General features: G+C 65.4%; 24 protein-coding genes. 11 read left to right on the forward strand and 13 right to left on the reverse strand.

Features of this window, described 5'->3' with window-relative positions:
* Positions 1-33 precede the first annotated feature (33 nt).
* From ACZ899_RS06830 to ACZ899_RS06840, 3 genes are all read right to left on the reverse strand, one after another.
* On the reverse strand, positions 34-732 hold the full coding sequence (locus ACZ899_RS06830) for an MOSC domain-containing protein (protein ID WP_234561004.1): 699 nt from the start codon (positions 730-732) through the stop codon (positions 34-36).
* 288 nt (positions 733-1,020) lie between these two features.
* Positions 1,021-1,290: a hypothetical protein gene (locus ACZ899_RS06835; RefSeq protein ID WP_234561005.1), complete on the reverse strand. Its 270-nt coding sequence runs from the start codon at positions 1,288-1,290 to the stop codon at positions 1,021-1,023.
* A gap of 66 nt (positions 1,291-1,356) precedes the next feature.
* Complete coding sequence (locus tag ACZ899_RS06840; RefSeq protein ID WP_234561006.1) at positions 1,357-2,277, reverse strand: LysR family transcriptional regulator; 921 nt, start codon at positions 2,275-2,277, stop codon at positions 1,357-1,359.
* Between the two features lie 124 nt (positions 2,278-2,401).
* On the opposite strand from ACZ899_RS06840, the gene ACZ899_RS06845 reads away from it, so the two are divergent.
* Both ACZ899_RS06845 and ACZ899_RS06850 read left to right on the forward strand, forming a co-directional pair.
* Positions 2,402-3,136 carry an SDR family NAD(P)-dependent oxidoreductase gene (locus tag ACZ899_RS06845; RefSeq protein ID WP_232855186.1) on the forward strand — a complete coding sequence of 245 codons (735 nt, stop codon included), beginning with the start codon at positions 2,402-2,404 and terminating at the stop codon, positions 3,134-3,136.
* Between the two features lie 16 nt (positions 3,137-3,152).
* A complete protein-coding gene (locus ACZ899_RS06850) occupies positions 3,153-3,359 on the forward strand; it encodes a tautomerase family protein (protein ID WP_203646781.1) in 207 nt (68 codons plus the stop codon).
* 41 nt (positions 3,360-3,400) lie between these two features.
* Here the strand turns inward: ACZ899_RS06850 and ACZ899_RS06855 are convergent, their stop codons facing one another.
* Genes ACZ899_RS06855 through ACZ899_RS06875 form a run of 5 tightly spaced genes read right to left on the reverse strand, consistent with a single transcriptional unit; the run spans position 3,401 to position 9,908 of the window.
* Entirely contained in the window at positions 3,401-3,778 is a 378-nt protein-coding gene (locus ACZ899_RS06855) for a response regulator (protein ID WP_203646783.1), read from the reverse strand.
* Positions 3,779-3,822: 44 nt separating this feature from the next.
* Positions 3,823-5,049 carry a hybrid sensor histidine kinase/response regulator gene (locus tag ACZ899_RS06860; protein WP_232855188.1) on the reverse strand — a complete coding sequence of 409 codons (1,227 nt, stop codon included), beginning with the start codon at positions 5,047-5,049 and terminating at the stop codon, positions 3,823-3,825.
* Positions 5,043-5,618: a chemotaxis protein CheB gene (locus ACZ899_RS06865; protein ID WP_203646787.1), complete on the reverse strand. Its 576-nt coding sequence runs from the start codon at positions 5,616-5,618 to the stop codon at positions 5,043-5,045. Before ACZ899_RS06865 ends, ACZ899_RS06860 begins: the two co-directional genes overlap by 7 nt.
* Complete coding sequence (locus tag ACZ899_RS06870; RefSeq protein WP_050705979.1) at positions 5,615-6,436, reverse strand: CheR family methyltransferase; 822 nt, start codon at positions 6,434-6,436, stop codon at positions 5,615-5,617. The genes ACZ899_RS06865 and ACZ899_RS06870 overlap by 4 nt, the downstream gene beginning before the upstream one ends.
* A gap of 4 nt (positions 6,437-6,440) precedes the next feature.
* Positions 6,441-9,908, reverse strand: coding sequence for a response regulator (locus ACZ899_RS06875; RefSeq protein ID WP_232855193.1), 3,468 nt, complete (start codon positions 9,906-9,908; stop codon positions 6,441-6,443).
* A gap of 256 nt (positions 9,909-10,164) precedes the next feature.
* On the opposite strand from ACZ899_RS06875, the gene ACZ899_RS06880 reads away from it, so the two are divergent.
* Together ACZ899_RS06880 and ACZ899_RS06885 are read left to right on the forward strand one after the other, a co-directional pair.
* Positions 10,165-10,530 carry a response regulator gene (locus ACZ899_RS06880; RefSeq protein ID WP_234561007.1) on the forward strand — a complete coding sequence of 122 codons (366 nt, stop codon included), beginning with the start codon at positions 10,165-10,167 and terminating at the stop codon, positions 10,528-10,530.
* 226 nt (positions 10,531-10,756) lie between these two features.
* Positions 10,757-11,044, forward strand: coding sequence for a hypothetical protein (locus ACZ899_RS06885; RefSeq protein WP_186714385.1), 288 nt, complete (start codon positions 10,757-10,759; stop codon positions 11,042-11,044).
* Positions 11,045-11,046: 2 nt separating this feature from the next.
* Here the strand turns inward: ACZ899_RS06885 and ACZ899_RS06890 are convergent, their stop codons facing one another.
* The 3 genes from ACZ899_RS06890 to ACZ899_RS06900 all read right to left on the reverse strand — a co-directional run bounded on the left by ACZ899_RS06890 (position 11,047) and on the right by ACZ899_RS06900 (position 13,109).
* On the reverse strand, positions 11,047-11,307 hold the full coding sequence (locus ACZ899_RS06890; RefSeq protein ID WP_203646791.1) for a DUF1652 domain-containing protein: 261 nt from the start codon (positions 11,305-11,307) through the stop codon (positions 11,047-11,049).
* Between the two features lie 207 nt (positions 11,308-11,514).
* Complete coding sequence (locus tag ACZ899_RS06895) at positions 11,515-12,420, reverse strand: LysR family transcriptional regulator (protein WP_203646793.1); 906 nt, start codon at positions 12,418-12,420, stop codon at positions 11,515-11,517.
* Positions 12,421-12,566: 146 nt separating this feature from the next.
* On the reverse strand, positions 12,567-13,109 hold the full coding sequence (locus tag ACZ899_RS06900) for an RrF2 family transcriptional regulator (RefSeq protein ID WP_234561008.1): 543 nt from the start codon (positions 13,107-13,109) through the stop codon (positions 12,567-12,569).
* Between the two features lie 261 nt (positions 13,110-13,370).
* On the opposite strand from ACZ899_RS06900, the gene ACZ899_RS06905 reads away from it, so the two are divergent.
* The 4 genes from ACZ899_RS06905 (at position 13,371) to ACZ899_RS06920 (ending at position 20,593) form a co-directional block, all read left to right on the forward strand.
* Positions 13,371-14,573 (forward strand): NAD(P)/FAD-dependent oxidoreductase, encoded by a 1,203-nt coding sequence (locus ACZ899_RS06905; RefSeq protein WP_234561009.1) that lies wholly within the window; start codon positions 13,371-13,373, stop codon positions 14,571-14,573.
* Positions 14,574-14,832: 259 nt separating this feature from the next.
* Positions 14,833-16,416: a methyl-accepting chemotaxis protein gene (locus tag ACZ899_RS06910; RefSeq protein ID WP_442799931.1), complete on the forward strand. Its 1,584-nt coding sequence runs from the start codon at positions 14,833-14,835 to the stop codon at positions 16,414-16,416.
* Positions 16,417-16,620: 204 nt separating this feature from the next.
* Positions 16,621-18,228, forward strand: a complete 1,608-nt coding sequence (locus ACZ899_RS06915; protein WP_442799932.1) for a methyl-accepting chemotaxis protein — start codon at positions 16,621-16,623, stop codon at positions 18,226-18,228.
* A 181-nt stretch (positions 18,229-18,409) separates the two neighbouring features.
* On the forward strand, positions 18,410-20,593 hold the full coding sequence (locus ACZ899_RS06920; RefSeq protein WP_234561012.1) for a response regulator: 2,184 nt from the start codon (positions 18,410-18,412) through the stop codon (positions 20,591-20,593).
* Between the two features lie 64 nt (positions 20,594-20,657).
* On the opposite strand, the gene ACZ899_RS06925 is transcribed toward ACZ899_RS06920, so the two are convergent.
* Both ACZ899_RS06925 and ACZ899_RS06930 read right to left on the reverse strand, forming a co-directional pair.
* Positions 20,658-22,838, reverse strand: coding sequence for an ATP-binding protein (locus ACZ899_RS06925; protein WP_234561013.1), 2,181 nt, complete (start codon positions 22,836-22,838; stop codon positions 20,658-20,660).
* An 87-nt stretch (positions 22,839-22,925) separates the two neighbouring features.
* Positions 22,926-23,558: a LysE family translocator gene (locus ACZ899_RS06930; protein WP_203646805.1), complete on the reverse strand. Its 633-nt coding sequence runs from the start codon at positions 23,556-23,558 to the stop codon at positions 22,926-22,928.
* Positions 23,559-23,665: 107 nt separating this feature from the next.
* Between ACZ899_RS06930 and ACZ899_RS06935 the strand changes: the two genes are divergently transcribed.
* From ACZ899_RS06935 to ACZ899_RS06945, 3 genes are all read left to right on the forward strand, one after another.
* Positions 23,666-24,409 (forward strand): RHS repeat-associated core domain-containing protein, encoded by a 744-nt coding sequence (locus ACZ899_RS06935; RefSeq protein ID WP_234561014.1) that lies wholly within the window; start codon positions 23,666-23,668, stop codon positions 24,407-24,409.
* A gap of 391 nt (positions 24,410-24,800) precedes the next feature.
* Positions 24,801-25,034, forward strand: coding sequence for a hypothetical protein (locus ACZ899_RS06940; protein ID WP_028689390.1), 234 nt, complete (start codon positions 24,801-24,803; stop codon positions 25,032-25,034).
* Between the two features lie 386 nt (positions 25,035-25,420).
* The gene (locus ACZ899_RS06945) at positions 25,421-26,422 is read left to right on the forward strand and encodes a FecR family protein (protein ID WP_234561015.1); all 1,002 of its coding nucleotides are present in this window, start codon (positions 25,421-25,423) and stop codon (positions 26,420-26,422) included.
* Positions 26,423-26,443: the final 21 nt, after the last annotated feature.

A 26,443-nucleotide genomic window follows, 5' to 3' on the forward strand; every position in this document is an offset into this window, starting at 1 on the left:
TCCTTGTATTGATAACGTTGTACGCGATGCCGCTCAGCCTTCGCTGCGGCCCTGCAGCCGCGAGGTCCAGTCTTCGACCTGATGTTGCTCCAGGCGCTTCTCCAGGGTCCGGCGCCAGTTCGGCACCAGCGGCAGCACCAGGCACTCGCGCAAGAGGTCGGGTTCCAGGCGCTTGTCGAACAGCACCGCCGAAAGCCGCGCCACCGACCATTCGCCGTGCGGGCGCTCGACCAGTTGCAGGGCATCGCCGGCCTCGATCACGCCCTCCTCCAGCACCCGGTAGTACCAACCGGTTCGCCCGCTCTGTTGCACCCGCAACGCCATCTGCGCCACGTCGAAGCGGTCGTTGAGCTTCCAGCACGGCATGCGCCCCTGGGAGATTTCCAGCAACGCCGTGCCGACGCGGATCCGGTCGCCCAGGCAGACATCGGCCTCGCGCCAGCCGGTGCTGCTGAAGTTTTCGCCGAAGGCGCCGGGCCGGTCCAGCAAGGGATGCTCGCCCAGTTCGGCAGTCCAGTCGGGATAGTGATCGCGGGGGTAATGGTGGATGGCTTTCTCGACACCACCGTGTACCCGCAGATCACCCTGTTCGTCGCCGGCGATACCGAGGAAGGTCACTGCCAGAGGCCCTTGGCGAGGCTGCTTGTCGATGGCACTGTGCGAACCCGGGCGGGTAAACGGCCGGGCACAGCCGGTGAGCAGGCTGTCGAGGCGCGGGCTGGGCAAGTTCATGCGGCGGTCTCGTGGAAAGGTCCGCAGAGCTTACACCAGAGCGCCTGAGGGCCCAACCGCATTGCCTGTGGGAGAAACGGTCTTGCTGAGTTTTTTCAACTGACGCGATCTCTGTAGGAGCGGCCTTGTGCCGCGAAAGGGCTGCGAAGCAGCCCCAGTATTTCAGCGTTCTTGCAAAGATCGCCGGGGCCGCTTTGCGGCCCTTTCCGGCCGGTCCGGCGCCCCGGCAAGGCCGCTCCTACAGGTTGGAGTAGCACCTGTGGGAGCTGGCCGCGCAATCATAGACCGTTACTTGCCCCGCGCCTTGTTGTAGATGGTCTTGGCGCGGTCGGCCGAGGCTTGGCACTTGGCCATGTCGCCTTTGTCCCGGGCGTCCTTGGCCTCCTTGAGCAGCTCGTGATAGTCATGGGCCATGCCGCCATGCAGTGCCTGGCCATCGGTCTTGCTGATGTACTCCAGATCGTTGATCTTGGCATCGCAATTGGTCGCCGGGCCATCCTCGGCTTGGGCGGCGAAACTCAGTACGCAGGTGATCGCTAGCAGTGTCATGGATTTCATGGCGTGTTCTCCTGGGAAATCGACGCAGAACAGAGCTTAGTCCGCCCGTGCATGCCCGACGGTGCTTCAGCCCAACGGTCGTGCAACCTCGCCGATCAGGAAGTCGATGAACACCCGCACCTTCAACGGCATGTACCGGGCTTGCGGATACACCAGCATGAACGGCCGCGACGTCCCGCCATGCCCGGCCAGCACCTCCACCAGTTCGCCACTGTCCAGCGCATCCTGCACGGTAAAGCGGTACGCCTGCATCAGGCCGCCCCCATGGCGCACCAGGGTCGTGGTGGCGAGGAAATCGCCCAGGCAAGTCAGCGCGCCCTGGGTCTCGAGCTCGACCAACAGCCCGTCACGGCGAAAGCTCCAGGGCGGACGCCTGCCGCTGCTGGGCAGCTCGAACTGGATGCACTCGTGCCCAGCCAGATCCTCCAGGGTCTGTGGCGTACCGGTCCGGGCCAGGTAGCCGGGGGTGGCGACCACCACCAGCTCGGCGTCCTCCAGGCGCCGGGCCACCAACCGCGAATCGGCAGGCGCGCGGCCACGGATCGCCAGATCAAAGTGCTCCTCGGCGAAATCGACGTTGCGATTGCTGACATGCACATCTACCTGCACCCCTGGATAGCGCTGGCGAAAACGCGGCAGCAGTGGCAACAGGCGGTGATGGGCATAGGGCGTAGGTGCGCTGATGCGCAGGCGGCCAGCGGGCTCGAGCTGGCCACCGGTGACTTGGCGCTCGGCCTCGACCAACTGCCCCAGTGCCTGGCGGCAGTGCAGGTAATAGGCCTGGCCGGCCTCGCTCAGGCGCATCTGCCGGGTGGTGCGCACGAACAGGCGCACGCCCAGACGCTCCTCCAGGCGCGCCACCGAGCGGCTCACCGCCGCGGGGGTGACCCCTGCCAGGGTGGCCGCCTCGGTAAAGCTGCCGGCATCGGCGGCAAGGCAGAACAACTCCAGGCTGCCCAGTTGCAGGTCATCGAAATGGCGGGTCATGGCGGGCTCTATTAATTACATGATGTATCGATTGAAATGCCCTGCGCCTCATTTTTCAAGCCGAGATTGCAACTTAAAGTGACTCCACACCCGAGCAACGGCTCGCATTACCGGAGAGTTTCCCATGAGCAACGCAAGAACCGTCATCATCACCGGCGCCTCCAGCGGCCTGGGCTTCGCCCTGGCACAGGCCTACCTCAAGCGTGGCGATAACGTGGTCGGCAACGCCCGCACCCAGGCTCGCCTGGACGAAGCCGCAGCGCGCCTGGGAAATCCGGCCGCCTTTATCGGCGTGGCGGGCGACATCGCCGAAAAAGCCACCGCCGAGCGGCTATTCGCCGCCGCCCAGGAAGCCTTTGGCCGGGTTGATATCCTGGTCAACAACGCCGGCATCTTCATTCCAAAGCCCGTGACCGACTACACCGAGGCAGACGTCGATGCGCTGGTCGGCACCAACCTCAAGGGCTTCTTCTACCCTGCCCAGGCCGCGGCGAAAATCATGAAGGCCCAGGGGCACGGGCATATCGTCGCCATCACCGCCTCGGTGGCCCTGCAACCGGACACCCGCGTCCCGGCGCTGCTGCCGGTGCTGGTCAAGGGCGGGCTGAACCAGGCGGTCAAGGGCCTGGCCCTGGAGCTGGCAGCGAGCGGCGTGCAGGTCAACGCCGTGGCCCCAGGCATCATCGACACGCCGCTGCACAGCGGCCACACCGAAGGGCTCGGCGCACTGTCGCCAAGCGGTCGCACCGGCAAGCCAGAGGATGTGGTGGACGCCGTGCTGTACCTGACCGATGCCCGTTTCGTCAGCGGCGTCATCCTCCCCGTCGACGGTGGCAGCACCGCCGGTACCTGGCACTGAACCTGGAGCGACGCACATGCCTTATGTCCATATCCGCGTGACCGATGAAGGCGTCACGGCCGAACACAAGCGTCAACTGATCGAAGGCACCACCCGCCTGCTGGAAAAGGTCCTGAACAAGCCGCCGGCGAGCACTTTCGTGGTGATCGAGGAAGTGCCCACCGACAACTGGGGCGTCGGTGGCGAATCGGTGACCTCATTGAGAGCACGCGAACGGCGATAAAAGCAACCACCGGCCTGGAAAACTGGCCGGTTCGCATGCGCCTAGCGCAACAGCGTCTGGATCTGCTCGTGGAGCGTGTCGAGGTCGAAAGGCTTGGCCAGGATCGGCGCCTTGCGCGCGATCGGGCTGCCCGACTCGACGATCTCGGCCGGGTAGCCACTGATGAAGATCACCTTCAGGTCCGGGCGCAGCTTCACAGCAGGCTCGGCGATTTCCACCCCGGAAATCCCGCCTGGCAGGCGGAAATCGGTGACCATCAGGTCCAGGTGCGGCTTGCTCGCCAGGATCGCGAACGCCTCCTCGCCGTCCTCGGCCACCAGCACGTGGTAGCCCTCGCCGGCCAGGTAATCGCGCAGGATCATGCGGATCGCCGGTTCATCCTCGACCACCAGTACCACGTCTTGTGCATCTTCACTCATGACAACGCCTTCGCATTCAACAGGTTGGCCATCAGACCCCAGCACTACGCAGAGGTTGCGCGGGCCGGGTCACAATGTTGCGACTGTGCCGACAGCGGCAGATACACGGTGAAGGTCGAGCCGATGCCGGCCTGGCTGTCGACCTGGATCCGCCCGCCATGGGCCAGGACGATCTGCTCGGAGATGTACAGGCCCAGGCCCAGCCCGCCCGTGGCCTGCTGCGCGGCGACGCGCTCGAATTGCTGGAAGATCCGCTGCAGGTGTTGCGCATCGATACCGATGCCATGGTCCTGCACCTGCACGCAGGCCATCTCGCCCGCTTCGAACACCCGCACCTGGACCGGTTTGCGCTCACCATAGCGCAAGGCATTGGACAACAGGTTGGCCACCACTTGTTCAATGCGGAACTCGTCCCAGTCGCCCTGCAAGGGGTCGCAGCGCTGCAGTTCGAGCGGCGTGTCCACGGCGCCGGCCTGGGTGGCGAAGTTCTCCACCAGGCCCCGCACCAGTTGCCCAAGGTCGAAGGTCCGCGGGCGGATCGACAGCTTGCCGGTACGGATCCGCGATACATCGAGCATGTCCTCGACCAGGCGGATCAGGCTGTTGATCTGGCGCTCGTCGCGCTCGACCATGGCCTTGAGCTTGTCCTCGCTGAACGCCGCCAGGTTGCCGCGGGACAGGTGCAGGCGGCGCAGCTGGGTTTCCAGGATCAGCCCGTTGAGCGGCGTGCGCACCTCATGGGAGACAATCGACATGAAGTCGTCACGCATGCGCACCGCGTGCTCCAGCTCGCCCCGCGCCACCTGCAACTGGGCCAGCAGCAGCTCTTGCTCCTGGCGGCTCTGCTCCAGGGCCTGCAACTGGCGGTCGAGGGCCTTGCGCTGGCGGAACAGATCGACGAACACCGACACCTTGCTCTTCACCGCCAGGGTTTCCAGCGGCTTGTGCAGGAAGTCCACGGCGCCGCTCTCGTAGCCCTTGAAGGCGTAGTTCATTTCGCGCCCGGCGGCGCTGACGAAGACGATGGGGATGCTGCGGGTCTTTTCCGTGCCGCGCATCAGCTCGGCCAGCTCGAAGCCGTTCATGCCCGGCATCTGTACATCGAGAATGGCCAGGGCGAACTCGTGCTCGAGCAGCAGCGACAACGCCTGCTCGGCGGACTGCGCCTGGTGCACCTCGCGGTCCTCGCCCTGGATCAGGGCGTCGAGGGCCAGCAGGTTCTCCGGCAGGTCGTCGACGATCAGCAGTTTCGCGGTAATGTGGCTTAGCATGCGCTGGGTTCCAGGGTAGCGAGCAACTGCCCGATACCGCCAAGGGAAAGAATATGGTCAGGGTCGTGCAGGGCCAGGGCGGCCTCCGGCATCAACGCCACCTGTGCGTCGCGGGGGTCCTGGACAACCGTCCGGCCACCGCTTTGTCTGATGCGCAACAGCCCCCGGGCGCCGTCTTCGTTGGCGCCGGTGAGCAGCACGCCGAGCAGGCCCGGGCCATAGGCATCGGCGGCCGACTCGAAGAGAAAATCGATTGCCGGGCGCGAGAAATGCACCGGCGCTTCCTGGCTGAGCGAGAAGCTGAGGTCGCGCTCGACCGACAAGTGATAGCCCGGCCCCGCCACGTAGATCAGCCCTGGCTCGATCCGCGCCTTGTCGAAGGCTTCGCGCACCGGCCGGCGCAGGCGCCGCTGCAGCACTTCGGCGAGCTGGCTGTGGCGGTCGTCCGGCAGGTGCAGCAGGCACAACACCGGGATGGCGAAGTCCGCCGGTAGCGCGCCAAGCACGCTGAACAGCGCCGTGACGCCGCCCGCCGAGGCGCCGATGACGATCGCGCGCACGCCGTTCATGTCTTGCGGTAGATCCGCTCGGGCCGCACCAGCGGCTCGAAGCCTTCACTGTAGGCCGAGAAATCCACCGACTCCTTGCTGCCCAGCACCAGGAAGCCGCGGTGGCACAGCGACTCGTGGAACAGGCCCAGGGCGCGGTCCTGCAGGTCCTTGTTGAAGTAGATCAGCACGTTGCGGCACGACACCAGCTGGGTCTCGGAGAACACGCTGTCGGTGGCCAGGCTGTGGTCGGCGAAGGTCACGTTGTCGCGCAGGCTGCTGTCCATGATGGCGTTACCGTAGGCGGCGGTGTAGTACTCGGAGAAATCCCGCCGGCCACCGGCCTTGCGGTAGTTCTCCTCGTACTCGCGCATGCTCTGCATCGAGTAGATGCCCTGTTTGGCGCGCTCCAGCGAATGCGGGTTGATGTCCGTGGCGTAGAGGATGGTGCGCTCCAGCAGGCCTTCCTCGCGCAGCAGGATGGCCATGGAGTATACCTCCTCGCCGGTGCTGCAGCCGGCGATCCAGAGCTTCAGCGACGGCCAGGTGCGCAGCAGCGGCACCACTTCGTTGCGCAGCGCAAGGAAATGCCCGGGGTCGCGGAACATCTCGCTGACCGGGATCGTCAGGTACTGCAGCAGCTCGAGGAACATGCCCGGGTCGTGCAGCACCCGCTCCTGCAGCGCCGACACCGTGCGGCAGTCGAACTGGCGCACGGCGTGGAGGATCCGGCGCTTGATCGAGGCGCCGGAGTAATCGCGAAAATCGTAGCTGTACTTGAGGTAGATCGCCTCGATCAGCAGCCGGATCTCGATATCGGTGTTGCGTTCACTGGTCAAGATTTCAGATTCGCTCCAATTGCGGCAGCCAGACCCGGATCAGCGAGAACAGGCGGTCCAGGTCGATCGGTTTGGCCAGGTAGTCGTTGGCCCCGGCCTGCAGGCAGCGCTGCTGGTCATCCTTCATCGCCTTGGCGGTCACGGCGATGATCGGCAGCTTGCGCCAGCGCGGCTGCTGACGGATCAGGCGGGTGGCCTCGTAGCCGTCCATCTCCGGCATCATCACGTCCATCAGCACCAGGTCGATGTCATCGTTGGCCTCCAGGCACTCGATGGCTTCGCGCCCGTTGCGGCCGATCTCGACGATGGCGCCCTTGTGCTCCAGGGCGCTGGTGAGGGCAAAGATGTTGCGCACATCGTCGTCCACCAGCAGGACCTTGCGCCCCTCGAACACCTTGTCGCGGCTGCGCGCGGTCTTGAGCATGCGCTGGCGTTCGTTGGACAGCTGCGACTCGACCTTGTGCAGGAACAGCGTGACTTCGTCGAGCAGGCGCTCGGGCGAACGCGCGCCCTTGATGATGATCGAGCGCGAATACTTGAGCAGGTCGGCCTCTTCCTCGCGGGTGAGGTTGCGCCCGGTGTAGACGATCACTGGCGGGAAGCTGCGGATGTCCTCGGCGGTCATGCGCTTGAGCAGCTCGTTGCCGAGCATGTCGGGCAGCTTGAGGTCGATGATCATGCAGTCGTAGATGTTCTCGCGCAGCAGCGCCAGGGCGTCCTGGGCCATGGCCACGGCGGTGATCTGGATATCGTCGTCACCGATCAGGCGGGCGATGCTCTCGCGCTGCAGGTCATCGTCCTCCACCAGCAGGATGTGCTTGAGCTTCTGCGTGAGCTTGGCCTCCAGGCGGCCGAACACCGCCTTGAGCTCCTCGCGGCTGGTGGGTTTGACCGCGTAGCCCACCGCGCCCATGTGCATGGCCGCCTCGACGCGATCTTCCACCGAAATGATGTGCACCGGGATGTGCCGGGTGCCGGCCTGCTCTTTCAGGCGCTGCAGCACGGTGAGCCCGGAATGGTCGGGCAGGCGCATGTCCAGCAGGATGGCGTCGGGCAGGTACTGGGCGGCCAGCTCGAAGCCTTCGTCGGCGGCATGGGCGACCAGGCAGCTGTAGCCCAGCTCGTGGGCCAGGTCGAAGAGGATGCGGGCGAAGTTCGGCTCGTCCTCGATCACCAGGATGCAGCGGTTGGCGAACGGCGCCTGGGCGCGGTCGTCGGCAAAGGCCGGGGCCGGGCGCTCGGTGCGCACCGGCGCCGGTACCGGCGGCGCTGGCGGCAGTTCGTCGACCGCCGGGCGCAGGCTGTGCACCTCTACCTGCTGCGCCGACGGCTCGAAGTGCTCGGGCAGGATCAGGCTGAACACGCTACCCTGCCCCGGGCTGCTGTCAACATTGATCTGCCCGCCCAGCAGGTGCGCCAGGTCGCGGGAAATCGACAGGCCCAGACCGGTGCCGCCGTAGCGGCGGTTACTGGTGCCGTCGACCTGGTGGAAGGCGCCGAAGATCGCCTGCTGCTGGTCGGCGGCAATGCCGATACCGGTGTCGCGCACGGCAAAGACGATGCCCAGGCCGGCCTGGTGGCTGATGCCCAGGCTGACCTGGCCGCGCTCGGTGAACTTGATGGCGTTGGACAGCAGGTTCTTGAGGATCTGCTCCAGGCGCTGGCGGTCGGTGAACAGGCTCGCCGGCAACGGCTGCTCGAGTTTCACCTCGAAGGCCAGGCCCTTGTCCTGGGCCAGCGGCTGGAACATGCCCCGCAGCCCTTCGACCAGGCGCTCCAGCGGCGTGCTCTCGGCGCGCACCTCCAGCTTGCCGGCCTCGACCTTGGCGATGTCGAGGATATCGTTGATCAGGTTCAGCAGGTCGTTGCCGGCCGAGTAGATCGACTCGGCGAACTTGACCTGCTCCTCGCTGAGGTTGCCTTCGGCGTTCTCGGACAAGAGCTTGGCCAGGATCAGCGAGCTGTTGAGCGGCGTGCGCAGCTCATGGGACATGTTGGCGAGGAACTCGGACTTGTACTTGCTCGAACGCTGCAGGTCGTCGGCGCGGGCCTGCAGCTCGACCTGGGCCTGGTTCAGCTCGCTGTTCTTGCGATCCAGGGCCTCGGTGCGCTCGGCCAGCTGTTCGTTGGTCTGCTCCAGTTCCGCCTGCTGGGTCTCCAGGTGGGCCTGGGACTCCTTGAGCACCCGCGATTGCTCCTCGAGCTCTTCGTTGGCGGTCTTGAGCTCTTCCTGCTGCACCTGCAGCTCTTCGTTGAGCTGCTGGGTCTCGGCCAGTACTTCCTGCAGGCGCTGGCGGTAGCGTGCGCTCTCGATGGAGATGCCCAGGTTCTCGGTGATCCGCTCCAGCAGTTCGACGTCGCGCTCCTGCAGCGTGCGCAGGAAGCCCAGCTCCAGTACGCCGTTGACCCGCCCGTCGTCCTGGGACGGCACCAGCACGCCGCTGCGTGGCAGGCCGCGCCCCAGGCCAGAGCTCAGGCGGTAGTAATCCTCGGGCAGTTCGTCCAGGCGCAGCAGGCGCCTCTGGATCACCGCTTCGCCCAACAGGCCGGCATGATCGCCCAGACGCGGCTCGCTGCCCTGCTGCTCGGTGTCCAGCCCATAGGTGGCGACCCGCACCAGCTGGCCATGCTCGTCGCGCACGTACAACGCGCCGACCACGCTGCCCAGATAGCCGGCGAAGAAACGCAGGATATTGTCGCCGAGCATGGGCAAGGTCAGCTGCCCCAGCACCTGCTCGGCCAGCTGGGTCTGCCCGGCCCGCAGCCAGGCCTGTTGCTCCAGGCGCTCGGCGGCGCGCTGCTGGGCCTCCAGGTTCGACACATAGCTGGCCGATAGCGCCAGCAGGTCGCGGCGCCCCAGGTAGGCAAGCAAGGCACTCAGGGCGACGATGAACAGCACAAAGGCCGAGATCGCGGTCATGGTGACCGTGCTGACCGTCTCGTTGCGGGTCGTACGCAGTTGCTGCTCGGTGTTGATGAAGGTGTCGAACTCCTTGCGGATCTCGTCGGTCAGGCGCTTGCCGCGGCCACGGCCAATCGACGCCTGCACGTCGCCCTGGCTGCGGCGCTGGCTGATCATCTCGTTACCGAAGGTATTCCACTCGCGCTGCAAGGCCGCGATGCGGTCAATGCGGTCGACCTGCTGGGGGTTGTCCGCGACCATTTCCTTCAAACTGTCCAGGCTGCCGAAAATACGCGGCTTGGCGACCTCATAGGGGTCGAGGAAACGCTCCTCGCCAGTCAGCAGGTAGCCGCGCATGCCGGTTTCCATGTCGATCGACAGCTTGATCGTCTCGTTGGCATTGCCGATCACCCGGTCGGTGTGCTCGACCCACTGCATGGCCGAGAGCAGGTAGTTGATCACCGCGACAAACGCCACGGCGCCCAGGAGCCCTACGCCCAGGGGCAGGCCGACGTTACGGCTCAGCAGTTTGCGAAAGCTGCGTTGGTCCATCGAGGCTGCTTGAATCATCTGAAAGTGCCCGAGTGAAAAAAGTCCATTGAACAGACTGGCGTCTACATCGTGTAAGGGTTGCCCTGCGCCAGACCGACCGGGGGAATACAGCGAGTCTAACCAGCTTTGGCGGATCTGGCAGGGCATTTAGCCAGTATTTGAAGCCTGTCTGCGGCAATCGTTCCATCTATTTGCCGGTGCCGTTAAGCTTGGGAACTTCTGCCACCGCCTTGCGCACAGAGTAGAGACAATCCACCGAAACAGGATCCGCACAATGCACCTTCTGGTAGTCGAAGACGACGACATCGTACGCATGCTGATAGTCGAAGTGCTCGGCGAACTGGGCTACACCACTACCGAGGCCGACAGCGCCGGCGCGGCCCTGAAGATCATCGAGGATCCCGAGCAGTCCCTGGCACTGTTGATGACCGACGTCGGCCTGCCCGACCTGCGCGGCGAGGAACTGGCCGCCAAGGCCCGCGAGGCCCGGCCACTGCTGCCGGTGCTGTTCGCCAGCGGCTATGCCGAGAGTTTCACCGTGCCCGAGGGCATGCACCTGATCGGCAAGCCGTTCAGCATTGATCAACTGCGCGATAAGGTGCTGGAGATTCTCGGCGCGCCGTCCATGCCTGGCCTGTAGGAGCGGCCTTGTGCCGCGAAAGGGCTGCGAAGCAGCCCCGGCAATTGATGCATCAACGCTTGGACCCAGGAGCCGTTCTGCGCCCCGTTCCGGCCGGTCCGACGCCTCGGCAAGGCCGCTCCTACAGGCAGGCGCCTGGCAACAGGCACAGGCTGAAATAATTTGAACGTCTTGCGCTTTTAAGCTTCCAACGTTCGAGGTATGCCTCTTTCGCCGGAAAGCCACCATGAAGATGCCCTGCCGCGCCCCCTGCGTCCTTCTGGAACTGGACTTTGTCCGCGACACCCTGTTCGGCCGGGTGGCCCAGCGCGCCGAGTGCCAGGTGCAGTTGGCGGCCCTCAGTCTGCAAGGCCGCCCGGCACTGCGCCTGCATATCGAGCCGCCGCTGCCGGGCAAGGTCGAGAAAGCCCACAGCGTCGCCTTCGCCTGGGAAGGACGCAACTATCGCGGCGTGGTCCGCGAGCATGTCAAATGCGGTGACGGTGGCATCAACCTGCTGCTCGAGCTTTTATGACCTCAGGCGCTGACCTTGCGCACGGTGGCCGGGGCCTTGCGCTGCGCCTTGACCCTTGCCACCAGGCCCAGCAGGTCATGGCAGCTGTTCAGCTCGGCAATCGGCACACCGGTCACGGTCAGGCAGTCGTCCAGGCTCTGTCCCTGGCCCAGGCGAATGGTAAGGTGTTCGCCGTCCGGGCAGCTCACCTCGCAGCGGTCAGGCAGGCAGGCCTGTTCGATCATCTGCCGCATCTCAAGCATTGAAACGCCAATCAACGACATGGTACGACCCTCTCTGTACTGGATGGCCTGTTGGGTGTGGTACGCCCTCGACTGGCGAGCCGCCAATTGATATTGCCCATGCCCGGGTGCAGGTCCATTCGCCCAGGCAATGACAACGTCGAAGTGCCTCTAGCACCTTAGTGGAAGAAACCGCTGGCATGGCAACGTTCGCTCGCCAGCGCCATGTTGGCGACGGATGGTCAACGCCTACAGGCGTGCCAGTTCCTCGCGACAGAATTCGACGAACAATTGCGCCGGCTTGGTCAACTGCACGCGCTTGAGATGCGCCGCCGCCAGGCCCGACAGCGCCACCGGCTCGGTGATGTCGAGGGTCACCAGGCGCTGTCCGTCGTAGGTGAATTCGGAGTGCGGCCGGGTCACCAGCAGCGAGAAACCGAAACCCTGGCCCACCATGCCCCGGACCATCTCTATCGACGGCGAGCTGAAGACGATGTTCGGCGTCAGCCCCAGCTCGTTGAACAGGCTGACGAAGTAGGTGCGGCTAGGCGCCACGTCAAGCAGGATCATCGGTTCCGGGCACAGGTCGCGCAGCGACACCTGGGTTTGGCCGGCGAAACGGTGCTTTTCCGGCAGCAGCACATAGGGTTTCTGCGCCGGCATCAACGGCTCGGTCTCTATGGTGCCGTCCAGGTCATGGTCGTAGAGGAACGCCAGGTCGAAGGTGCCCGCCGTCAGGCCCTGAATCAGGTCCTGCTGCTCGCCATCGCGCAGGCGGATGTCCACCCCCGGGTAACGCTGGCGAAAACCGGCGATCAGTCGCGGCAGGTACAAAGGCGCCACGGTCTCGAAACAGCCGATGTCGATCTGCCCGGCCACCGTGTCGTTGTCGGCCAGGGCGTTCTGCTCGAACTCATGGGCCATCTGCAGCAGGGCCCGGGTCTTGGCATAGAAGCGCTTGCCGCTGGGCGTCAGCGACACGCCCTGGGCGTGATGGCGGATGAACAGCTGCACACCGAAGCTCTCTTCCAGGCTCTTGATCGCGGTGGAGATAGACGGCTGGGCGATATACAGCTGGCGCGAGGCCTCGGCGACGCTGCCGGCCTCCACCGTGGTGACGAAGTACTTGAGTTGGCGCAAGGTGTAGGAAGCCACGCTGACCTCTCTGGCGCCGGGAGCGGCGCACGGAATTTTTCTGTCAGCTTACCTCGGCTTGGCACCTGTGGGCTTATCGCGCAGGCAAGGATTTACCTTGGGGTTGAGCACAATTTTCCGTTGCGCCGCCCAACCGACCCAGCTCGTCAGACGGCCTGCAGCGGAATGTCCCCACTGGCGCCCTTGCCGTCGCGCCGCTCGCTCATCCAGTCATTGACCTTCTGCCCGAACTCGGCCGGAGCCTTGCGCCCGAAGCGCCGCGCCAGGTCGAGGATGGTTTGCTGGGCCAGCGCCTCCTCCATGCGTTTCTGCGCCCCCAGCATCACCGCATGGATCGCGCAGGTGCCTTCGGTGGCCCAGGCCGGCGCGGCGCCCTCGAACACCGCGCAACGCTCGCGGATCTCCCGGCAGTCGAAGAGCTTCTTCGGCCCGTCGATGGCCGTGACGATATCCAGCACGGTGATCTCGTCGGACGGCCGCGCCAGACGGAATCCGCCGCGCACGCCTTCGGTCGCCGCCACCAATCCGGCGCGGGCCAGCTTGGTGAAGACCTTGGCCAGGTATTCCTGGGGCACGCCCTGCAACTCGGCCAGGTCGCGCACGCTGGATTCGCGGCTGTCGCCGCGCTCGTCCACCAGGAACAGCAGGCAATGGATGCCGTATTCGACGCCGGCGCTGTAAAGGGACATATCAATCTCCGACTAATTCTGTCGCAAATAGTACGCCCATAATCGGTGGCAGGCAAAGCCGGTCGTCGCCGTGCAAGCATATCAATATCCCAGCAGAAGCCAATAAACACGCTGGATACAGCCGATACACCTGCGTTTGCGAAAGGACGACCCGAAAAATAACACTTGCCGACTTAAACTACGATCAATACAGTCGTAGTTATTCGACGGGCCGTGAACGCCTCATCGAAGACCTTTTTCCTGTCCTTGCGGAGCATCCACATGACCTCTCGTATCCTGATCATCGGTGCCGGCTTTGCCGGTGTCTGGAGCGCCCTGAGCGCCGCCCGCCTGCTCGACCAGGCACAACGCGGCGACGTGCGCATCAGCGTGCTGGCCCCGCAGCCGCAACTGCGCATCCGTCCACGCTTCTACGAGGCCGACGTCCACACGCTGCAGGCACCGCTGGAGGCGCTGTTCGACGTGGTGGGCGTGGAGTTCATCCCTGGCACCGCCGACAGCATCGACAGCGCCGCCCGCCAGGTCGGCTACCGCGATGCCGATGGCCTGCCGCAGCAGCTCGCCTACGACCGCCTGATCCTCGCCGCCGGCAGCCAGGTGGCCCGCCCTGCCGTACCGGGCCTGGCCGAGCACAGCTTCGATGTCGACCAGATGGAGTCGGCCGTGCGCCTGGAACAGCACCTGCACGGCCTGGCCAGCCTGCCCGCCTCGCCGGCGCGCAACACCGTGGTGGTCTGCGGCGGCGGCTTCACCGGCATCGAGACCGCCACCGAGATGCCGCCGCGCCTGCGCGCCATCCTTGGTGAAGGCCATGCCCGCGTGGTGCTGATCGACCGTGGCGCCAGCGTCGGTGCCGCCCTCGGTGCCGGGATCACCCCGGCCATCGTCGCCGCCAGCGAGCAGGCGGGCGTCGAATGGCTGACCGGCACCTCGGTGGTGGCGGTGGATGCCGGCGGCGTGACCCTGGACAACGGCGAGTACATCGCCAGCAAGACCGTGATCTGGACCGCTGGCGTCAAGGCCAGCCCGTTGACCGCGCAGGTCGCCGGCGAGCGTGACGGCTTCGGTCGCCTGCGGGTCGACGACCACCTCAAGGTGATCGGCCAATCGCACATTTATGCCACCGGCGATGTGGCCTGGGCCGCGGTGGACGAGCTGGGCAACCACGCCCTGATGACCTGCCAGCACGCCATCCCCATGGGTCGCCACAGCGGCAACAACGCCATGGCCGACCTGCTGGGCCAGGCGCCGATAGCGTACCGCCAGCCCAAGTACGTCACCTGCCTGGACCTGGGCGACTGGGGCGCCGCGTACAGCGAAGGCTGGACCCGCGAACTGAAGCTGCAGGGCCAGGAAGGCAAGGACCTCAAGCGCCAGATCAACTCGGTCTGGATCTACCCGCCGGCCGCCGACCGCGCCCTGGCCCTGGCGGCGGCCGACCCGATGATTCCGATCGTCGAGTGAACGAAAACAACAGGCCCGTCCCGGAAGTGACGGGCCTGTTTGTATGCGTCATTACATTGAACGACTGGTCAATAATAGTGGCGTTATGTCATCATTCAGAAAAAACAACATGAACCGTGAGGATATAACCCCCTTCGCAGTGCATCGAGAGCCTTTCCAGCCGAGCCCGGTCAGTCCGCGCTCTTGACGCCTGCCAGCCACCGTCAAGGAGCGTCGCATGCAGTTACGGAACATGAAGATCGGTATTCGGGCAGCAGGAATGTTCACCCTGCTCGGGGTCCTGGTCCTGGCCCTGGGCCTGGTCGCCCTCTACGAAACCCGGCGGATGGACAGCGCCACCGACGAAATCCGTCTCACCTGGATGCCCGCCGTGCTCGCCCTGGGCGAGGTCAGCAGCAACCTGGGCCGGGCCCGCGCCCTGACCCTGCGCAGTGTCCTTGAGGACAGCAGCAGCGCCCGCCATGCCACGCTGGACAAGATCGTCCAGGTCAACCAGCAGCTCGAAAACGACCTCAAGGCCTACGAGCGCACCATCTTCGCCGCGGACGACCGCGCCCTGTTCGACGCCTTCATGGGCCTGAGCGAACGCTATCACGCACTGCAGCAAGCCATTCGCAGCGCCGCCGGCGATGACCGACTGGACGAGGCCCGACGTCTGGTCAACGGCCCGCTGGCCGAGTACGCCGACAGCATGATGAAGGCCCTGGCCGAACTGATCGACTACAACACCCAGGGCGCCGAGCAAGCCTCGCTGCGCAGCAGCGCGGCCTCCGACGAAGCCTTCAGCCTGATCATCGCCGCCATTGCCGTGATCACCCTGGCGCTGATCGGCATCGCCACCCTCCTCACCCGCAGTATCGTCGTGCCCCTGGCCGATGCCGTTGCCGTGGCCGAGCGGGTCGCCACCGGCGACCTGACCCGCGAAATCGTCGTGCTCGGCCGCGACGAACCGGCCTTGCTGCTGGCCGCCCTGAGCCGCATGCAGCATAGCCTGCGCGACACCCTGCGCAGGATTGCCGCGTCTTCCGACCAGTTGGCCTCGGCCTCCGAGGAGCTGCACACCGTCACCGAGGACACCAGCCGCGGCCTGCACCAGCAGAGCGCCGAGATCGACCAGGCCGCCACGGCGGTCAACCAGATGACCGCCGCCGTCGAAGAGGTAGCGAGCAACGCCGTGAGCACCGCCGACGCCTCCCAGGGCGCCGACCGCACTACCCGCGACGGTCGCGACCAGGTCAACCAGGCGCTGGCCTCGATCCAGCACCTGGTCGATGACGTGACCGGCACCTCCGGGGAAATCGAGCAGCTGGCCAGCCACGCCAACGAGATCAGCCAGGTCTTGGACGTCATCGGCTCGATCGCCGGGCAGACCAACCTGCTGGCCCTCAACGCCGCCATCGAGGCCGCCCGCGCCGGTGAGGCCGGCCGCGGCTTCGCGGTGGTCGCCGACGAGGTCCGTGCCCTGGCCCACCGCACCCAGCAGTCCACCGCGGAGATCGAGCAGATGATCGGCGGCATCCAGTCCGGCACCGAGCGTGCGGTCAGCGCCATGCACAGCAGCCAGGGCCGTGCCAACGGCACCCTGGCCGTGGCGCAGTCGGCCGGCCAGGCCCTGGAGCTGATTGCCGAGGCGATCGCCACCATCAACCAGCGCAACCTGGTAATCGCCACCGCCTCCGAACAGCAGGCCCAGGTGGCCCGGGAGGTGGACCGCAACCTGGTGAACATCCGCGACCTGGCGATGCAGACCTCGGCCGGCGCCAACCAGACCAGCGCGGCGGCCCAGGACCTGTCGCGCCTGGCGGTGGAGCTGAACGGGATGGTGGCGCAGTTCAAAGTCTGAGCAAGCGCATTACATTGCCGCTCAACCGGGCTACCAGCGGATGACGCCGTCCGCTGGGAGCCCGCCTACGCCGGGACAGGTACCGGCAAATAGGAAAATCCGCCGCAATACGTGCGACCTGGCGACTATCTCCCCGCAGCCCCCGGAATCATGCTCCTGACGTTTGCATTCTGACGTCAAGGAACATCCATGCTGTTGAGAAACATGAAGATCGGTAAACGGGCGACCAGCCTGTTCACGCTGCTGGCCGGCCTGGTCCTGGCCATGGGCCTGGTGGCCTTGTACGAAACCCGGCAGATGAACGATGCCACCAACGAGATCCGCCGCAACTGGCTGCCGGCCGTGATCGCCCTCAACGAGATCGGCGGCACCCTGGCCCAGGAACGCGCCGCCACGCTGCGCGCGGCGCTGGAGGAAGACACCGACGAAAACGCCAGCGTCAACCTGCTCAACAGTATCGAGGAAGCGATCCAGCAGGACCTCAAGGATTACGAGAAGACCATCTCCGACCCCCAGGACCGCGGCCTGTTCAATGCCTTCCTGGTGGCGCGCCAGCAATACACCCAGCAACAGCAACAGGTGCTGGCGAACATCGGCGCCGGGCGCATGGCCGAAGCCAGACGCCTGATCAATGGCCCGCTGATCCAGCGCGCCGACCGTATGATGGACGCCATGGCAACACTGGTGGCCTTCAACTACAAAGGCGCGGAAACGGCCTCGCACCGCAGCGACACGGTCAGCGACCAGGCGTATGCGGTGATCATCACGGCACTGGTGCTGATCGTCCTGGCACTGATCGCCATCGCCACCCTGTTCACCCGCAGCGTCGTCGCGCCGCTGGCCGACGCCGTCATGGTGGCCGAGCGCATCGCCACCGGCGACCTGACCCGCGAGATCACGGTAGTCGGCCACGACGAGCCGGCATTGCTGCTGCACGCCCTGCGCCGCATGCAGCAGAGCCTGCGCGACACCATCGGCAAGATCGCCGCGTCCTCCGACCGCCTGGCCTCGGCCTCCGAAGAGCTGCACAGCGTCACCGAGGACACCAGCCGCGGCCTGCAGCAACAAAGCACCGAGATCGACCAGGCCGCCACTGCGGTCAACCAGATGACCAGCGCCGTCGAGGAAGTGGCGAGCAACGCGGTGAGCACCGCCGAGGCCTCCCAAGGCGCGGACCAGACCACCCGGGACGGCCGTGACCAGGTCAACCAGGCGCTGGCTTCGATCCAGCATCTGGTCGACGATGTCACCGGTACCGCCGGGGAGATCGAACAGCTGGCCAGCAGCGCCAACGAGATTACCCGGGTGCTGGATGTGATCGGCTCGATCGCCGGGCAGACCAACCTGCTGGCCCTCAACGCCGCCATCGAGGCCGCCCGTGCCGGCGAAGCCGGGCGTGGCTTCGCCGTGGTCGCCGACGAGGTGCGGGCGCTGGCCCATCGCACCCAGCAGTCCACCGCCGAGATCGAACAGATGATCGGCGGCATCCAGGTCGGCACCGAGCGCGCGGTCAGCGCCATGCACAGCAGCCAGGGCCGTGCCAGCGGCACCCTGGAGGTGGCGCAGTCGGCCGGCCAGGCCCTGGAACTGATCGCCCGGACCATCGCCTCGATCAACCAGCGCAACCTGGTGATCGCCAGCGCTTCGGAACAACAGGCCCAGGTGGCGCGGGAAGTGGACCGCAACCTGATGAACATCCGCGACCTGTCGATGCAGACCACCACCGGGGCCAACCAGACCAGCGCATCGGCCCAGGACCTGTCGCACCTGGCGCTGGAACTCAATGGGCTGGTGGCGCAGTTCAAGGTCTGATTCGGGTCGCCCTGCGCTCCATCGCCGGCAAGCCCGCTCCCACGTGATTCTTCCAGAGATGCATACCGTGGGCGCGGGCTTGCCCCGCGATGGCGCCCCCCCCAGACGACACTAAACCCCTCGCCAAGCGCCGCGTCTCGGTGCACCCTGATGCTCTCACGCACAAGGACCCGCACAGCTCATGGCGAAATGGCTCGACGGCGGCGGTCTCATGGCCGAACGCATCCGCAACCACGACTGGTCGTCGACCACCCTGGGCCCCCTTGCCAGCTGGCCCGATGTGCTCAAGACCACGGTTGCCCTGTGCCTGGCCTCGCGCTTTCCCCAGGCCGTGCTGTGGGGCGACGCGCTGATCACCCTGCACAACGACGCCTTCAGCGAAATCCTCGGCAACAAACCCTCTGCCCTGGGCCGCCCCTTCAGCGCGGTCTGGCAGGAAGCCTGGAGTGATATCCACCACCTGGCCCAGCGCGCCCTCGACGGCGAAGCCGTATACATCGAAGATTTCCCGCTGATGATCGAGCGCCACGGCAGCCCGGAGCGCGCCTACTTCACCTTCTGCTACAGCCCCATCCGCGACCACGACGGGCAGGTGGTGGGGATGATCGACACGGTTACCGAGACCACCGCCAGCGTGGTGGCCAACCAGCGCCTGAACTTTCTCGACAGTTTGAGCCGGGCGGCGGCCAACGCCATCGATCCTGAACGGGTCATGGCCACCACCACGCGCCTGCTGGGCGAGCACCTGCACCTGTCGAGCTGCGCCTATGCGGTCATGGACCCCGACGAGGACGGTTTCACCATCTGCGGCGACTGGGTCGCGCCAGGTTCGCCGCGCCTGCTTGGCCAGTACCGCCTTGCCGACTTCGGCGATCTGGCCGTCAGCCGCCTGCGCGCCGGACTGGCGCTGGTGATCGAGGACAACCTTGCGCAACTGCCACCCCGCGAATCGGCGACCTTCCAGGCCATCGGCATTACCGCCACCATCTGCATGCCCTTGATCAAGGAAGGCCGCCTGACGGCGCTGATGGCCATCCATGACAAGGCGCCCAGGACGTGGACCCGCTACGAGAGGGCCTTGATCGGTGAGGCCACGGAGCGCTGCTGGGCACATATCCAGCGGGTCCAGGCCAATGCCGAGGTGCGCGAGGCGTTGACGGCGCTGGAGGCCCTCAACGCCACCCTCGAGCAACGCGTGGAGGAGCGCACCAGCCAGCTGCTGCACACCGAGGCCGTGCTGCGCCAGGCGCAGAAGCTCGAGGCCATCGGCCAATTGACCGGCGGCGTGGCACACGATTTCAACAACCTGCTGACCATCATCCGCTCCTCCATCCACTTCCTGCAGCGGGCGGACCTCGACGAGACTCGGCGCAGCCGCTACTTCAAGACCGTCTCCGACACCGTCGACCGCGGCGCCAAGCTCACCGGACAACTGCTCGCCTTCGCTCGGCGCCAGGCCCTCAGCCCGCAGGTGTTCGAGGCCGGTCCCAGGCTCGAAGCCATGGCCGAGATGCTCGACACCGCCACCGGCGCCCGCATCCAGGTGGGCCTGGAACTGCCCGACACGCCCTGCCACGTGCACGCCGACCTCGGCCAGCTGGAAACCGCGGTGATCAACCTGATGATCAATGGCCGTGACGCCATGGACGGCATCGCGGGCACGCTGCGTCTGCGCCTGGAGGCCAATCAGCGACTGCCGGCGTTGCGTGGACAGGCGGCGCAGGACGGGCCGTTCGCGGCGATCTCGGTCATCGACAGTGGCGTTGGCATCGCCCCGCACCTGCTGGAGCGCATCTTCGATCCGTTCTTCACCACCAAGGCCGCCGGCCAGGGTACCGGGCTTGGCCTGTCGCAGGTGTTCGGCTTCGTCAAGCAATCCGGTGGCGATGTGCAGGTGGTCAGCGTGCCAGGCCAGGGCACCACCTTCACCCTGTATCTGCCCCAGGTGCCGCAGGCCGATGGCGAAACACCTGACGTGACGGTGCCGCTGGTCCTGCCCGGCGAGCGCAAGCGCATCCTGGTGGTGGAGGACAATCCGGATGTCGGCAGCTTCACTGCGCAGATCCTGCGTGACCATGGCTACCAGATCAGCTGGGCGACCTCGGCCGAGGATGCCCTGGCCCAGATCGCGGCGGCCCGCGGCGGATTCGACGCAGTGTTCTCCGATGTGGTGATGCCGGGCATGGGCGGTCTCGCCCTGGCCAGGGAACTGCGGCGCAGCCAGCCGCAACTGCCGGTGATTCTCACCTCCGGGTACAGCGAAGCGATCGCCGAGGGTGGCCACCAGGGCTTCGCGTTCCTGGCCAAGCCCTATTCGGCCGAACAGGTGTGCCAGATGCTGGGGGATGTACTGGCTAGTCGGTGAGTCGCATCAACTCGCCATGGCATGGGAGCGGGCTGCATGCTGTTCGAGGTTTCCTCCACAGCGTTCACTTTCGCGTCGCCAATAGCCGCGCCAGACTCTGCCCCAGCTCGTCCTGGCGAAACGGTTTGCGCAGTACCTCGAAGCCATGCAACTCACGTGGCGTCAGGTTGGTGTAACCGGTAATGATCAGCACCGGCAATTGCACCAGCTGCTCGCGCACCTGCTGGGCGAAGCGCACGCCGGTAGTCTCGGCCATGACATGATCGGTCAGCAGCACATCGGGCAGCAGGCCCTTGTCCAGCAACGCCAACGCCTGGGCCGGTCCCTCGGCCTCGGTCACCTCGTAGCCGAGGGCACGCAGTTGCAGGAGCGTGGCCTGACGCACCAGTGGCTCGTCGTCCACCAGCAGCACGCGGATCTGGCCTTGCGCCCGGGGAACCTCGACCGGCTTGGCCGCTTCATCAACCACCTCCTGCTCGCTGGCCGGGAGCCACAAGGTCGCTTCGGTGCCCTCACCCACGCGCGAACGAATGCCGAAGCCGCCGCCGGACTGCAGCGCCAGGCCCTGCACCATCGGCAAGCCAAGCCCGGTGCTGCGACCCACGCCCTTGGTCGAGTAGAACGGCTCGACGCAATGCGCCAGCACCTCCTCGCTCATGCCACAGCCATTGTCGGTGACCCGCAGCCACACCTGTGGCCCTGCCTGCAGACCGGGCGGACCAGGCGTACCGTCGCCGCCAAGACCGGCGCGTATGGTCAACTTCCCGCCCTCGCCCATGGCATCGCGGGCATTGACCACCAGGTTCAGCAAAGCCAGTTCGAGTTGGTGCGGGTCCACCAGCACCCCCGGCAGTGCCGTCTCGACACTGACCTCCATGGCAACGGTCGGGCCCAGCGAGCGAGCGATCAGCTCGCGCATGTCCCCCACCAGCGCCGCAAGCGACACCGTCGTCGGCTTGAGGGTCTGCCGCCGCGCGAAGCTGAGCAGGCGCCCGACCAGATTGCGCGCGCGCTCGGCCGCCTGCAGGCCGCCATCGATGAGGCGCTCGGCGCGCTCCGGTTGCGGATGGCGGCGCAGCAGTTCCAGGGAAGCGATGATCGGTGTCAGCATGTTGTTGAGGTCGTGGGCAATGCCGCCGCTAAGCTGGCCGATCATCTCCATCTTGCGTGCTTCGTGCAGTTGCACCAGTGCGGCCTCGCGCTGGGCAAGCATGTTGGCCACCCGCTCCTCCAGGTTTTCGTTGAGCATGTGCAGGGCGCGCTCGGCACGGGCGTGAGTGACCGCCGCCCAGACCTGCCGGGCGGCCTCTTCCACCAGCAGGCATTCGCTCTCGCCCCAGGCATGGGGTGTATGAAAATGCACCGCGAGCATCGCCTCCAGATGCTCGGCGCGCAGCACCGGCACGTGCAGCGTGGCGCACAGGCCCTTGAACCGGGCCGGCGCGCCCTTGCTCGGTTCATAGTTGCGCTGCACGGCCTGGCCGGCCAGCAAGGCCTCACGCAGGGCCGGGTCCAGGGCCGAGTACTGGTTGAAGCCGACCATCGACGGTACTTCGGCGGCCCACTCCTGAGCAACTCGATAGCGTCGGCCATCGCCCAGGTCCTCGCCGAAGCAGACCCGCGCCGCGCCCAGTTCCTCCCCCAGGCGGCGCACCGCATGGGCCTCGATGCGCTCGGCCTCGCCCAGGCCCGGCAAGGCCTGGCGCAACTCCTGGAGAAACGCCTGGCGTTGCTGGAAACGCACCCGCTCGGTGGTGTCGGTGACGATGCACAGCACGCCGCCCACCCCACCGTCGGCCTCGCGCACGGCAGAGTAGGAGACATCGAAATAGGCGGTTTCGCCCGGGCCATGTCGCTCGATATAGAACGGCCGATCCCGGGCCGAGAAGGTCACCCCGGTTTCACGCACTCCGCGCAGCAGCGGCTCGAGGTCGTTCCACAACTCGCTCCAGTGCTCCTGTCCGGGCCGGCCCAGGGCCGCGGGGTGCTTGCTGCCGATGGTCGGCCAGTAGGCATCGTTGTACAACGCGATGTACTGCGGCCCCCAGAACAGCACGATCTGCGCCTGCGCCGGCAGGAGCATGGCCACCACCGACTGCAGCACTGGCGACCAGCCATCCGGCACTCCGAGCGGAGACTGTCGCCAGTCCATCGCCTGCAACAGGCAGCTGACTTCGCCACCGCCGCCCAAGAAGCTCGGCAGTGCTTGCAGGTTAACCGTCTTGCTCTCCTGGCGCGCTTTCATGTCTCGGTTTTCCCGGGCACGTTTTCTTTCCTCTGAGGGTAAGAAGTCGCCCGGTGGCAAAACGTTCCATCGGATCGACGCCGACGATCAACGGCGTCCTTCGGCCAGCATGCGCAGCGCCAGCGCCGCCAGCACCGTGCCCATCAGCCAGCGCTGGACTTGCTGCCACACCGGCCTGCCGGCCAGGAACACGGCGATGGAACCGGCCATCAGCGCGATCAGCGCGTTGACCGTGACGCTGATGGCGATCTGCGTGCTGCCCAGCACCAGCGACTGCGCCAGCACGCTGCCGTGGCCGGGCTCGATGAACTGCGGCATCAGCGACAGGTACATGACCGCGATCTTGGGGTTCAGCAGGTTGGTCAGAAACCCCATCATGAACAGCCGCCGCGGGCTGTCGGCCGGCAGGGCGCGGACCTGGAACGGCGAACGCCCGCCCGGGCGCAGCGCCTGCCAGGCCAGGTACAGCAGGTACAGCGCGCCGCCGATGCGCAGGGCGTCGTAGGCGAAAGGCACGGCCATGACCAGCGCGGTGATGCCCAGCGCGGCGCAGAGCATGTAGAAGACGAAGCCCAGCGCCACGCCACCCAGCGAGATCAAGCCGGCGCCACGCCCCTGGCAGATGGAGCGGGAGATCAGGTAGATCATGTTGGGGCCCGGCGTCAGCACCATGCCCAGGCTGATCAGGGCGAAGGCCAGCAGGTTGGAGGGTTCTGGCATTGCAAGTCCTCTTTGTCGGTAGTGCCATACCTGGCATTTTTGCCAGTTTCACTGGCCAGGGGCGCACGTTAACGTGGATTGGTCATTTCTGAACAGTGGGTGGGAAGGTGGTTAGTCCAGATACCAGGCTGCTGGCAGGCGACTTGGCAGGCTCCGTGCTGGTGGCGTCGCGGGGGGCCTTGCGCCATGGGTTCGTTTTCTCGGCTTACGGCCATGATCCGGCCCAGGCGGATATCCGCGCGCAGCTTGGCTTCAATGGCGTGATACGGGAACTGTTGACGGGCTGTTACCTGCTCGGCAATGGGCATCGTGCGTTCAGCCCGACATTGATGCGGTTCCACTCGCCGGACGGGCTCAGCCCTTTTGCGGCGGGTGGGATCAATGCCTATGGGTATTGCGGGGGGGATCCGGTAAATCATGTCGACCCGGATGGGAGAATGATTAAAAGTACAGCCGAAAAAAGGTTGAAAGAAATTATAAATAACACGCCATCCCATGAGATGGAAACATTATCCAAAGAGCTCAAATTTGACCTGGCGACGCTCCAAAACACAACCAGAATGAACGCACTAAAACAAGCGTCAAATATACCGACTATAGATCAAATAAAAAAAGACGGTACAACATTTGATCCATCCCCCTTAGGGATCACAGAGAAAAACTATATACTTCTGGAACAGGTAGCCATCTCCGCTAAAAATTTCAGCGCCGCGCACCTTAAGTTGACCAGCTCTCCAAGCTCAGACTCACAGTCCGACTACGCTCAGGCATCAGCAAACTACATCGAAAGCGTGAACGCAGTCGCTAACTCCTTGAGGCAAGATAAAAGAACATCTGAAGAACTATCCTAGTTCCATTGGATAAATTTTTACATATTCGTTCTTGAATCTCCCGCGTTCCCCCGGTAACCTTCGCCCGCTGCTGTAAGTCCAGCAGCCGGGTTTGGTCACCCGCGAACATCAAGGCGCACAAGCGCCCGCTCTGCGATTCAGTTGGCGCTTTTTTTGTGCCCGGCTGTCTCGTTCTATGGCGGCTGTGCGTGGGGCGCCTCCGTGCGCGCCGGTTTCCTTGATTCCCGGTTGACCAACCCGCGTACAGTCGCCACCCATTCGTTTGGTCACGTCGAGTGGCGGCTCCATTGAATCAAGGAGCGACACAATGACAAAAGGCTTACCTGATCCTCCGTCCCGCGCCACCACGGCGCACTCCAGCTTCGGCAACTGCGAATGCAGCCACCCTTCCTTGTTCGCCGTGCGCGAAGGCGTGGACTTCGAAGATGCACTGGTGCACCTGTCCACCCTGCTCAAGGGCGCGTTCGCCACCAACCTCAAGGCCATGGAGCTGGCAACCGGCACCTGCCACGACCTGCTGCTGGGCAACGACCACGGGCTGGACGCGGCCAAGGCAGTGGTCGAGGCGTTGCTCGACGGGGTGGAAATGCAGCAGGTGGAAAAGGCGCGCCTGCGTACCGTCTGAAGGGCCTCATCGCGGGGCAAGCCCGCTCCCACGCAGCCCCCCCCTGTAGGAGCGGGCTTGCCCCGCGAACACCGGCCCAGCCGGTGCCATAAAACGCATTGCCTTCTTCGCGGGTAAACCCGCTCCCACAGGGTATCCGATGCGCGCTCGAGTATTGCTTCGTGCATCGCATCGCGGTCCCTGTGGGAGCGGGCTTGCCCGCGAACACCGGCGCAGCCGGTGCCATGCGCCAGGGGATCGCCCGCGCAAACCGGCAAATCACCCTGTCGCAGATGAAACCCAACCTCAGATACGACGAAAAACTGCACAATTGATAGTCATTCGCCATTAACTCGTTCTCGGAAGCACCCGCCCGGGGGTAGAATGCCGCAAAACCGGGAGCCGCGATGAACCAGGACCGCCACATTCCAAGCGAAGAAGATGCCATTACCGATGCCGCCGCGCATTGGTGCATGCGCCTGCACGCCGACGACTGCACGGCGGGCGAGCGCGAGGCGTTCGGCCAATGGTTGGCGAGCGACCCGCGGCACGCCGAGGAATACCAGGCGATGCTGGAAATCTGGGACACCGCCGACCTGCTCCCACGTAGCGCCCAGGTGATCCCACTGCCCACCCGGCAAGCGACGCCGACGCGTCACTGGCGCCCGTTCGCCTCGGCTGCCGCCATCGCCCTGCTCGCCTTGCCCCTGGCCGGTTGGGTCGGCTGGGAGCAAGGTTGGCTGCCCAACGGCTACCAGCACTTCGAAGCCACCGACCAGTTGCGCCACGTGCGCCTGAGCGACGGCAGCAGCGTCGAGCTGAACCTGCATAGCGAATTGCGCTTCCTCAACTACAAGGACGAGCGCAAGGTCACCCTGGTCAAGGGCGAGGCATTCTTCAAGGTCACCCACGACAGCAACCACCCGTTCATCGTCCACGCCGCCAACGGCCAGACCCGGGTTACCGGGACCCAGTTCAACGTGTGGAAGTATCAGGACCAGGTCAAGGTGACGCTGGTGGAAGGCTCGGTGCTGGTGAGCGCCGGCGGCAACACTGGCGGCTACCGTCTTGGCCCGGGCATGCAGGCCAGCTACCACAAGGGCGATTTCGAACCCGAACTGAACCAGAGCGACGATTACGCCAACAGCCTGGCCTGGCGCAGCGGCAAGCTGGTGCTGGACAACCTCAGCCTCGGCCAGGCCCTGCCGGTGATCAACCGCTACCTGGACAAGCCGCTCATGGTGGCCGACGACAGCACCGCCAGCATTCGCATCAGCGGTGTCTACAGCACAAGCGAGGTTGCACGCCTGGTCGACACCCTGCCCAAGGTGCTGCCGGTGTACCTGACCCGCAGCAAGGACGGCAGCACCGTCCTCAACCGCATCGTCCCCGCGCCGACCCGCGGCTGAGCTGAAGCTGCGCCCTCTGAC

Source organism: Pseudomonas sp. TE31087 (assembly GCF_057284075.1).